At 59.5% G+C, this 264-nt stretch carries 1 protein-coding gene; it reads right to left on the bottom strand.

Going from position 1 to position 264, the window contains the following annotated elements; all coding sequences use genetic code 11:
- Positions 1 to 264, bottom strand: a 264-nt coding sequence (locus K3G39_RS20585) for a transposase (RefSeq protein ID WP_220628046.1), incomplete at both ends; no start/stop codon positions are given.

Raw genomic sequence — 264 nt, 5'->3', positions numbered from 1 at the left:
CAAAGCCCTTGGGCAGAATGTGCAGGGCCAGGCGGCGGATGAACTCCATGCCCCCGAGCTTCATCTCCAGCCTTTTGGCCCCCTGCCGGTAATCCTTATAAGAGAAGCTCACCGACTGCTCGTCCACGGCTGTGAGACGATGGTTAGAGATCGCTATCTTATGGGTGTAGCGGCCCAGGTACTCGACCACGTGCTCAGGCCCCGAGAAGGGGCGCTTGGCATACACCACCCACTGTTTGCCGAACAGCGCCTTTAGCAGCTGCT

The sequence above is a fragment of the Pontibacter sp. HSC-14F20 genome, from assembly GCF_019599265.1.
GTDB lineage: Bacteria > Bacteroidota > Bacteroidia > Cytophagales > Hymenobacteraceae > Pontibacter.
The sequence above is the reverse complement of the archived record's forward strand: the minus strand, read 5'-3'. Positions and strand labels throughout refer to the sequence as shown.